The organism is Salinivibrio proteolyticus, from assembly GCF_027286365.1.
In the GTDB taxonomy this organism is placed as follows: domain Bacteria; phylum Pseudomonadota; class Gammaproteobacteria; order Enterobacterales; family Vibrionaceae; genus Salinivibrio; species Salinivibrio proteolyticus.
In genome coordinates, this window is the sequence record NZ_CP114584.1 from 312,501 (window position 1) to 322,500 (window position 10,000).

Annotated in this window: 6 protein-coding genes, 2 rRNA genes and 2 pseudogenes (2 of these 10 only partly in view); 5 read left to right on the forward strand and 5 right to left on the reverse strand. The window is 49.9% G+C overall.

Annotated features, from left to right (window positions below):
• Nucleotides 1-908, forward strand: a 23S ribosomal RNA gene (locus N7E60_RS01585) (it extends 1,980 nt beyond the left edge of the window).
• A 115-nt stretch (nucleotides 909-1,023) separates the two neighbouring features.
• Nucleotides 1,024-1,139 (forward strand): 5S ribosomal RNA (rrf, locus tag N7E60_RS01590).
• A 437-nt stretch (nucleotides 1,140-1,576) separates the two neighbouring features.
• Here the strand turns inward: rrf and N7E60_RS01595 are convergent.
• From N7E60_RS01595 to bamD, 5 genes and pseudogenes are all read right to left on the reverse strand, one after another.
• Nucleotides 1,577-1,924, reverse strand: a pseudogene (locus N7E60_RS01595) (IS4 family transposase); the annotation flags it as partial.
• Between the two features lie 68 nt (nucleotides 1,925-1,992).
• Nucleotides 1,993-2,754: an IS21-like element helper ATPase IstB gene (gene istB / locus N7E60_RS01600; RefSeq protein WP_269597949.1), complete on the reverse strand. Its 762-nt coding sequence runs from the start codon at nucleotides 2,752-2,754 to the stop codon at nucleotides 1,993-1,995.
• Complete coding sequence (istA, locus tag N7E60_RS01605; RefSeq protein WP_269597950.1) at nucleotides 2,741-3,781, reverse strand: IS21 family transposase; 1,041 nt, start codon at nucleotides 3,779-3,781, stop codon at nucleotides 2,741-2,743. Before istA ends, istB begins: the two co-directional genes overlap by 14 nt.
• Before the next feature lie 64 nt (nucleotides 3,782-3,845).
• Nucleotides 3,846-4,904 (reverse strand): annotated as a pseudogene (locus N7E60_RS01610) (IS4 family transposase); the annotation flags it as partial.
• A gap of 144 nt (nucleotides 4,905-5,048) precedes the next feature.
• Entirely contained in the window at nucleotides 5,049-5,774 is a 726-nt protein-coding gene (bamD, locus tag N7E60_RS01615) for an outer membrane protein assembly factor BamD (protein ID WP_269597951.1), read from the reverse strand.
• A 198-nt stretch (nucleotides 5,775-5,972) separates the two neighbouring features.
• Between bamD and rluD the strand changes: the two genes are divergently transcribed.
• The 3 genes from rluD to clpB all read left to right on the forward strand — a co-directional run.
• Nucleotides 5,973-6,947, forward strand: coding sequence for a 23S rRNA pseudouridine(1911/1915/1917) synthase RluD (gene rluD, locus N7E60_RS01620; protein ID WP_269597952.1), 975 nt, complete (start codon nucleotides 5,973-5,975; stop codon nucleotides 6,945-6,947).
• Complete coding sequence (gene pgeF, locus N7E60_RS01625; RefSeq protein WP_269597953.1) at nucleotides 6,947-7,669, forward strand: peptidoglycan editing factor PgeF; 723 nt, start codon at nucleotides 6,947-6,949, stop codon at nucleotides 7,667-7,669. Before rluD ends, pgeF begins: the two co-directional genes overlap by 1 nt.
• 77 nt (nucleotides 7,670-7,746) lie before the next feature.
• Nucleotides 7,747-10,000: the 5' portion of an ATP-dependent chaperone ClpB gene (gene clpB, locus N7E60_RS01630; RefSeq protein WP_269597954.1), read on the forward strand. It continues 323 nt past the right edge of the window; the window shows 2,254 of its 2,577 coding nt (coding positions 1-2,254); it begins with the start codon at nucleotides 7,747-7,749; its stop codon lies beyond the right edge, outside the window.

The window sequence follows — 10,000 nt, forward strand, 5'->3', positions numbered from 1 at the left end:
CACCCGAGACTCAGTGAAATTGAAATCGCAGTGAAGATGCTGTGTACCCGCGGCTAGACGGAAAGACCCCGTGAACCTTTACTACAGCTTGGCACTGAACATTGAGCCTACATGTGTAGGATAGGTGGGAGGCTTTGAAGCGGCGACGCCAGTTGCTGTGGAGCCATCCTTGAAATACCACCCTTGTATGTTTGATGTTCTAACTTAGCCCCGTTATCCGGGGTGAGGACAGTGCCTGGTGGGTAGTTTGACTGGGGCGGTCTCCTCCCAAAGAGTAACGGAGGAGCACGAAGGTGGGCTAATCACGGTCGGACATCGTGAGGTTAGTGCAATGGCATAAGCCCGCTTAACTGCGAGAGTGACGGCTCGAGCAGGTACGAAAGTAGGTCATAGTGATCCGGTGGTTCTGAATGGAAGGGCCATCGCTCAACGGATAAAAGGTACTCCGGGGATAACAGGCTGATACCGCCCAAGAGTTCATATCGACGGCGGTGTTTGGCACCTCGATGTCGGCTCATCACATCCTGGGGCTGAAGTCGGTCCCAAGGGTATGGCTGTTCGCCATTTAAAGTGGTACGCGAGCTGGGTTTAGAACGTCGTGAGACAGTTCGGTCCCTATCTGCCGTGGGCGTTGGATGATTGAGGGGAGCTGCTCCTAGTACGAGAGGACCGGAGTGGACGAACCGCTGGTGTTCGGGTTGTGTCGCCAGACGCATTGCCCGGTAGCTAAGTTCGGCACAGATAAGCGCTGAAAGCATCTAAGCGCGAAGCTGGCCCCGAGATGAGTCATCCCTAGAGCTTCGAGCTCTCTAAAGGGTTGTCGTAGACTACGACGTTGATAGGCAGGGTGTGTAAGCGCTGTGAGGCGTTGAGCTAACCTGTACTAATTGCCCGTGAGGCTTAACCATACAACACCCAAGAGGTTTTGGGTTGGACTTAAAATAAGCCAGTTGATTGTGGCGAGAACGAACAGCTTTCTAGATTAAGTGTTTTGACTGAAAAGTGAAGACACACAAAATTTTGCTTGGCGACCATAGCGCTTTGGACCCACCTGATTCCATGCCGAACTCAGTAGTGAAACGAAGCAGCGCCGATGGTAGTGTGGGGTCTCCCCATGTGAGAGTAGGACATCGCCAGGCTTGCTTTCTTGTTTTCAGATTTTTTGAAAAATCTGAAGGCAAAAACGAATTGAAGTATCAAAGCAGATTGACGTAAGACTTTGATGAGAAAACACCAAGCCCTGATCTTATGGTCGGGGCTTTTTTGCATCTTGAGGGTATATTAGCCCTGTGCGCCTCGCTGCAAAATTCCCGTCACACAGACACAATTCAATCATCAAAGCAGATGAACATAAGACGTTAAGCTCAATCACTACGCTCTGAACTGACAGTCGGGGCCAATTCTTATCGCAGTAATCTTGCGTAAGACTGGTACGGGGGACGCGATGCGTTGGGCGTTGTGGCATCTACATATAGATATGCCGAGGTGTGAGCGGCAGCCATTATTATGATCCGTGCTGATTCGTATTTAGCAGGCATAAAAAAGCCCCCAATTTTGGCTGTCTCTTGATCACATCTCAGAGGTCAAGAGACTGGGCTAGTAGGTAACCTTCAAGGATGGTTTGTAACATAAACCATCCTTCCCATAACCTTTCCCAGCCAACTCGGCCATTACGTTTTGAGTCATGCCAACCGGCTAACTTCCCGAGATTAATGTACGCCCAATACAGACTGGGAGCATGCTTTGGCGGCTTACTCTTTTCCTGTTTAGACCACAGAAGCTTCCAAGCCAGCGGGCTTAATATCGTTTCACAACTCTGTTTTTCGGCCTCTTCTTTATTGAGTCCGAGGTAACGCAGTTGGTGCAACCGCACCGCGATGAAAGCCAGTATCACGACCATTCGCTCTAAGTTTTCTTTACTTTGTGTCAACGATCACCGAAAACTGATCCACTTTTAGCTTAAAAACGATCAATCAAAATTGATCCACCCTTTTAGTCAGGTATTGCTCCTGAGCGTTGTTTATCTTTCAATCGATAACTATCACCACTTAACTGCAGAACATGGGAGTGGTGAAGTAGTCGATCTAACATCGCTGCCGTTAATGTCGCATCATCGGCAAATGCGCTTGGCCATTGGCCAAACGATAGATTACTGGTCAAAATAATGCTGCCATACTCATAGCGCTTAGCGATCACATTAAAAAATAGGTTCGCTTCTTCTCGTCCAAATGGCAGGTAACCGATTTCATCAATGATCAATAACCTTGGGGCCATCACGGAGCGAGAGAGGTATTGCTTCAGCTTGTTTTGCCGTTTAGCGGTCGATAATTGCAGCATCAAATCAGCAGCAGTGATAAAGCGCGTTTTCTTTCTAGCCTGTACGGCTTTTAGTCCCAACCCGATAGCTAAATGCGTTTTACCGACACCGCTTGGTCCAAGTAGCACCACGTTTTCATTACGTTCAATGAAGGTCAGCGCACTTAATTCTTGTATCTGCTGTTTCGGGACGCCGGTGGCGAACTTAAAATCAAACGTACTTAACTCTTTATGCGCGGGAAAACCTGCCATACGACTGAAAAGCTGTCGGGTTCGCTCGTCTCGTTGTTGTTGCTCGCTTTCCAATAACGCGCGTAGAAATTCACCATAACTCTTTTCTTGAGCAATACATTGCTCAGCCAACGATGGCCAAGAGGCGGCAACAGAGCTGAGTTTCAGTGAGTCACAGAGATGACCTATTTGTTCATGCAGTAGCATGGTCACCTCCTAACAACGCTTCGTAAACGTTCATGGGATGTTGTAGATTGATGGACTCTCGTGGCGGCACAATACGGATATCTGGGGCACACTTGTGTTGGCTTGCACCCTGTACGAACTTTGGCAGAGGAAGTAACTGTTTCACTTCTTCTCGCAAGCGCTCAGCAGGGACAGCTAACGTGGTGCCATGAATGCGTTGATTCGCCACACGTTGTAACCATGGGCCGACTTTTGCGTTGGCTATTTGTACATCCAGCTCGAGATTTTGCGCGCGCAATTCGGCGCTAAGTGGCACAACGAAGCTGTTTTTTAAGTAGTGGTTAAAACGCTCAACTTTCCCCTTGGTCTTAGCTCGATAGGGTTTACAAGCAACCAGCTTAAAGCCGTAGTCTTTCGACATCTGTAGCATCTCATCATGCAACTTATGTTCGCCTTGTGCATAAGCATCTCGCTCAATGATGAGCGCTTTAGCGTTGTCACACAGCACTTGCTCGGGTACTCCACCGAAATACTCAAACGCTTCTTTTAAACCTTGTTGCCATGCATGCGCACGCTCGTTATCAAAGAATTTGACGAAAGTGGCGCGCGAGTAACCTAACGTTGCGACAAAGGCTTTGAGCGGCCGTTTACCGAGACGAATGGTGGTAAAGTCGATTTGCATTTGCTGCCCTGGTAGCGTTTCAAAACGGACAACCGGCTCAGGAGTGGAACAAAGCTTAAACTGACACACAAAGCGTCGGAGCTGAGCAATACCGCCTGGATAACCGCGTTGGACGACCTCGTCAAACAAGACGGTGGCAGGTATCCAATCGGGTTTGGCCTGCTCAATTCGTTGGACGAGATAGGGTTTAAAGGGCGCTAGTTTTGTCGCGGGTTGTGCTCGTTGCGCGTAATTGTGCATCTGATGCTGCTGCAAATGATGCTTTACGGTGTTACGAGAGATGCCTAATTGACGGGCAATTTTACGAATACTTTGGCCTTGTGCAAAGCGAACATGAATATCCACAAATGTCTCCTTGGTTAACATAAATCACCCGTACAAAAAATAAACGGATGATACCAAGTGGATCAGTTTTCGATGATCGTTAGTGGATCAGTTTTGCATGATCGGTGACACTTTGCATCCGCAGGCCTTCGACTTGAGTTCCGCCGCTCTTCCATGCTTTGTGAAACTCCTCAATCAACCAGCGCTTTTCGTAGTAATCCAATATGCGTGCAGCATCTTCTTTCGTCCGGACGGGCTCTGATGTCAGAATATGCCAGTTCAGGCCTTTCTCATGGCCAACTTCCTGACAACCCACGTAATATAACGGCACAGGCTCACCTGTTTTATTGGCAGGGATCTTCACCGTCACCGGTGCGTAACGCACTTCGCAGCTGGCTTTACGAGCCTTGCGACCGCCTTTCTGCCTAACCTGAACCGTCCTAGTGCCAGCATGCGCCAAGGAGTCGCTGTACTGGTAAAGTCTCTCCTCACTTTCCTTGATGCAGCGACTTTGCATTGAACGCACAATAAAGCGTTGCTGATGCGAGATCTTGTAGGTCAGGTATTCGATAACATCAGCCTCCCGGTCACAGACCGAGATAACCTTCTGAATTCCGTTCCCGAGACGAGTTTCCATAGCTCGAGAAGCGCGTTCCCATTTATAGCTTTCTTTTTCTATGTAAGGCCTGCTCGCATGGCGCTGATTCTGCCCGTAGGCCTGGAGATCTCTGGTCCAGCGTTCTTGCTCAATCAGACCAACGACATGTTGCTCTTCTGGCGCAAACAGCAAGACAGAATGGGCATGCATCCCTCGGGAGCGCTTATTGGATGTGGTATGCCCCATTTCTCCCCGAACGGTCTGATGGGAAAACTCGAGCGAAGTTGTATCTTCAAGGGCGAGTAAGCAATCATAGTGCTTTGTATGTTCAACTGTTGCGGCAAAACCCGCTTCAGCAATGGCTTGTGGATCAATGGCTTGATTCCGAGTAAAACGATAGGCCGCTTCAATATCGGCGGGAGATTTTAAAGACTGCACGAGGGACTGTCCTAAGTGGTTGGCCAGAGAGGAGGCAAGTTTAACCAGACGCTTGGTTCGGCGGCTATCACCTAATTCGGTATGGTAGAAGGTATCCTTGGCCCATTGCTCAGCATCTGTTGAAAACATAGTCACTTACCTCAACTTATGATTTTTTGTTGAGATCAGTCAGGCAGATAAAGGTTCAAAAAAAATCCCTCGATTCTCATCGAGGGATTTGTGTAGGAAAGCCAGCCAATTTTGGAGGCTTTAGCTTGAGCGCTTCGCTCTCTTTTAGCGTGGGTTTTTCTCAATGAGTTCACGCGTCCTCTGGGCCGGCTCTTCAAGTCCCAGCTTTTCGTAGGCTTTTAACATTAGCGGTAGAGAAGCGCGCGCGGCCTCTGTATCTGGAAAGTCTCGCTGTATAGCTTGACAACGATTCACGGCGGCAACCCAAGCTTCGCGACGAATATAGAAATCCGCAGTGGCCAATTCATAGTTAGCTAAGCGGTTTTTCAGTGCCACCATCCGTGCTTTCGCGTCTGCAGCATATTCACTATTAGGGTAGCGTTCGAGTACGCGATGAAAATCGGCAAAGGCCTTTCTGGCGGGTTCTGGGTCGCGATCGTTACGCTCCATACGGAGAATATCGTGGATCAGGCTGCGATCTTGCGCCATGTGAACCAAGCCACGCATATAGACTACCCAATCGCTTTCTGGGTGAGCTGGATGCATACGGATAAAACGATCTATGGTGGCTTCTGCGAGTGCGAGATCGTCGTTTTTGTAATAGGCGTAGATCAGATCAAGCTGGACTTGATCGGAGTATGCGCCAAACGGATAGCGTGAATCTAGCGCTTCGAGTTTTTCGATCGCAGTGATCCAAGCGCCTTTGTTTAACTGCGCCTCTGCATCTTGATACAGCTTAGATGGCGGATCATCTTGAACGACTTGGTTGTTACTTGAACAGCCCGCGAGTATTGAGGTGGCTAACAGCGCAGTAAGCGTAAGGCGTTTCATGGGTTATCGCACTTCCTTGAAAAGTTTTTATGCCATCTGGATTACGGTCGCAGCGGCAAACAGATACAATGTCATTATTCCGGCTATTTTATCCAGTGACAGGTGACTATAGCAAAAGGCGAGAGCGGGCGATACGCCACACGCCGCCATAACGACTGTCGCGAGGGATTAGTCATAGAAATCACAGAAAAGTTCGATATGGCACAACAGATAGAATTATCTCACCACATTCAAGACCACCAACTGGGCCAACGACTCGACCAAGCAATTGCAGAGCTGTTCCCTGACTACTCGCGCTCTCGGATCAAAACATGGATCCAAGCAGGGCAAGTGCGCTTAGACGGGGAGGTAATGGATAAGCCTCGCCATAAAGTGATGGGGGGAGAAGCGATACAGATCCAAGCGGAAGTGGAAGACGATAATCGCTGGATCCCGCAAGACATCCCTCTAGATATTGTCTACGAAGATGATGACTTGTTGGTGATTAACAAACCTGCAGGTTTAGTCGTGCATCCGGGCGCTGGGTGCCCAGATGGCACTATCTTAAACGGATTATTGTATCTATATCCTGAGATCGGCGATGTGCCTCGCGCAGGTATCGTGCACCGGCTGGATAAAGATACGACAGGGTTGATGGTTGTCGCTAAAACCATCCCAGCGCAAACGCGATTAGTGCGTGCCTTGCAAAAGCGTAAAATTACTCGCGAGTATGAGGCGATTGCGATCGGGAATATGACCGGAGGCGGATTGGTGGATAAGCCCATTAGCCGTCACTCCACCAAGCGCACCCATATGGCGGTACACGAGCTAGGAAAGCCCGCGATCACCCACTATCGGGTTGCGGAGCATTTTCGAGGTCATACACGGCTAAGGCTGCGATTGGAAACCGGACGCACTCACCAAATTCGTGTCCATATGGCCTATTTGAACCATCCTTTGGTAGGCGATCCTTTATATGGTGGAAAGGCTAAGCCACCACGTCAGGCGGACGATGTGTTGGTTCAAGGTTTGCGTCAGTTCAAACGACAAGCTTTGCATGCAGCGATGCTACGCTTAGATCATCCGGTGACGGGCGAGCAAATGGAATGGCATGCCCCGGTTCCTGGGGATATGGTCGCGTTGACCGAGCTACTCAGAGATGACCAAGCGAAATACGGTGAAGAGGACTATTAATGGAATGTATCCAGCCTGACTGGCCTGCGCCGCGTCATGTAAAGGCACTGACCACCACTCGCCTCGGTGGGGCGAGTCAGGGCGTCTTCTCGGGCTGGAACCTTGGCCTACATGTGGGGGATGACGCCGAAGTTGTCTCGCAAAATAGGGCCATTCTTCAAGCGCTGGTTGGTGGGCCTATCACCTGGCTTAATCAAGTTCATGGTACACAGGTAGTACGGCTACCGTGTGTTGAGAGCTTGCCAGACGCGGATGCGGCGGTGACGGACGTATCTGGTCAAGTGTGTACAGTGATGACCGCTGACTGTTTACCTGTCTTGATCACCGATCGGCAGGGATCACAAGTTGCGGCTGTACATGCAGGTTGGCGAGGGCTACTCGATGGAGTCATAGAGACAACCGTCGCCACGTTTACGGACTCGACCCAATGTATGGCTTGGCTGGGGCCGGCAATCGGTCCCATGCATTTTGAGGTCGGACAGGAGGTTTATGACGCTTTTACGCGCGACTGCCCGGCGGCTCGCTCAGCTTTCGTTCGTCAACCGCATCAGAAATATCTTGCCGACTTGTATCTGCTGGCTAAACAGCGCCTTGCCAAAATGGGCGTCACGGACGTGTATGGTGGCGACCATTGTACTTACCGGCAACGAGATCAGTTCTATTCTTACCGACGTGATGGGCAAACAGGCCGTATGGCCAGTTGTATTTGGCTGACAAAATAAAGTCAGTGGCGATGGTTGAAAACCTCACTGATGGTGCCCATTTATTCATCAAGCTAAGGTGTTAAGTGGGAGGAGCTATGCGCCTTGATCGTTTTACCAGTAAATTTCAAATCGCCATTTCTGATGCACAGTCACTGGCATTAGGACGTGATCATCAATATATCGAACCCGTTCACTTGATGAGCGCATTGCTCAATCAAGATAGTAGTGCGATTCGCCCTTTACTCACCATGATGAACGTAGATGTGAGCCAACTGCGTTCTAGCCTTTCTGAATTACTTGATCGCTTACCGAAAGTGACAGGGACCGGCGGCGAAGTTCAGCTTTCTAATAATCTCGGTATCCTCTTCAACCTGTGCGATAAGATCTCGCAAAAGCGTAAAGACAAGTACATCTCGTCTGAGTTATTTGTGTTAGCCGCGGTGGAAGATAAAGGACCATTAGGTGAGTTGTTGCGCAGCCATGGCTTAACCAGTCAAAAAGTGGAAGAGGCAATTGAGAAAGTTCGCGGTGGGCAACAAGTGGATGACCCTAATGCGGAAGAAAATCGACAAGCGCTTGAAAAGTTCACCATCGATCTTACTGAGCGAGCGGAGCAGGGCAAACTGGATCCTGTGATTGGTCGCGATGATGAAATTCGTCGTACCGTGCAAGTGTTGCAGCGGCGAACCAAAAACAATCCCGTGTTAATCGGTGAACCCGGTGTCGGTAAAACCGCCATTGTGGAAGGCTTAGCTCAGCGTATCGTCAACGGTGAGGTTCCTGAAGGGCTACGCAAAAAACGCGTTCTCTCGCTAGACATGGGTTCGTTGGTGGCCGGTGCGAAATACCGTGGTGAATTCGAAGAACGTTTAAAAGCGGTGCTGAATGAACTTGCGAAAGAAGAAGGCAATGTCATTCTATTCATCGATGAATTACACACCATGGTCGGTGCAGGCAAAGCCGAAGGAGCGATGGATGCGGGCAACATGTTGAAGCCGGCGTTGGCTCGCGGGGAGCTCCACTGTGTTGGCGCAACCACACTTGATGAGTATCGCCAGTATGTAGAAAAAGATGCTGCGCTAGAGCGCCGTTTCCAAAAAGTGTTGATCAACGAGCCTACAGTGGAAGACACGGTGGCGATTTTACGCGGACTCAAAGAGCGTTATGAGCTGCACCATGCCGTTGAAATTACCGACCCAGCGATTGTGGCGGCTGCAAGTTTATCGCACCGTTATATTGCTGATCGGCAACTGCCCGACAAAGCCATTGACTTGATTGATGAAGCTGCGTCGAGCATTCGCATGCAAATCGACTCTAAGCCCGAATCGCTCGACCGCTTAGAGCGCCGCATTGTGCAACTTAAAATTGAGCAGCAAGCGTTAGAGAAAGAAGAAGATACTGCCAGCCGCAAGCGTCTTGATAGTCTGAAAGAGGAGCTTGACACCAAAGAGCGCGAGTACGCTGAATTGGAAGAAGTCTGGAATACAGAAAAAGCGGCAGTATCGGGGACACAACACATCAAGGCGGCGCTCGAGCAGGCGCGTACAGATATGGAGATTGCACGTCGTGCTGGCGACTTGAGCCGCATGTCGGAACTGCAATACGGCAAAATTCCTGAGCTCGAAAAACAATTGGATCTTGCTAGCCAAGCCGAAATGCAAGAAATGACCTTGCTGAAAAACCGCGTGACGGATAGCGAGATCGCGGATGTTATCTCGCGCCAAACCGGCATTCCGGTTGCGCGCATGCTAGAAAGCGAGAAAGAAAAACTGCTCAATATGGAAGCAGCCCTGCATGAGCATGTTATCGGGCAAGATGAAGCGGTAAGTGCGGTTGCGAATGCTATTCGTCGTAGTCGTGCAGGTTTGGCAGATCCAAATCGCCCGATTGGCTCCTTCCTTTTCCTTGGGCCAACAGGGGTGGGTAAAACCGAACTATGTAAGTCGCTAGCCGAGTTCATGTTCGATAGCCGTGATGCCATGGTACGGATTGATATGTCCGAGTTTATGGAGAAGCACTCAGTGGCTCGCCTTGTTGGGGCCCCCCCGGGTTATGTCGGCTATGAAGAAGGCGGCTATCTCACCGAAGCGGTGCGGCGGCGACCTTATTCCGTTATTTTGCTCGATGAAGTGGAAAAGGCTCACCCAGATGTATTCAACATCTTGCTGCAAGTGTTGGATGATGGGCGTCTTACCGATGGTCAAGGTCGAACAGTCGACTTCCGTAACGCGGTCGTGATCATGACATCTAACCTAGGCTCTGATCGTATTCAAGAGCACTTCGGTGAACTTGACTACGCAGGTATGAAACAGACGGTGATGGATGTCGTTGCACATCACTTCCGTCCTG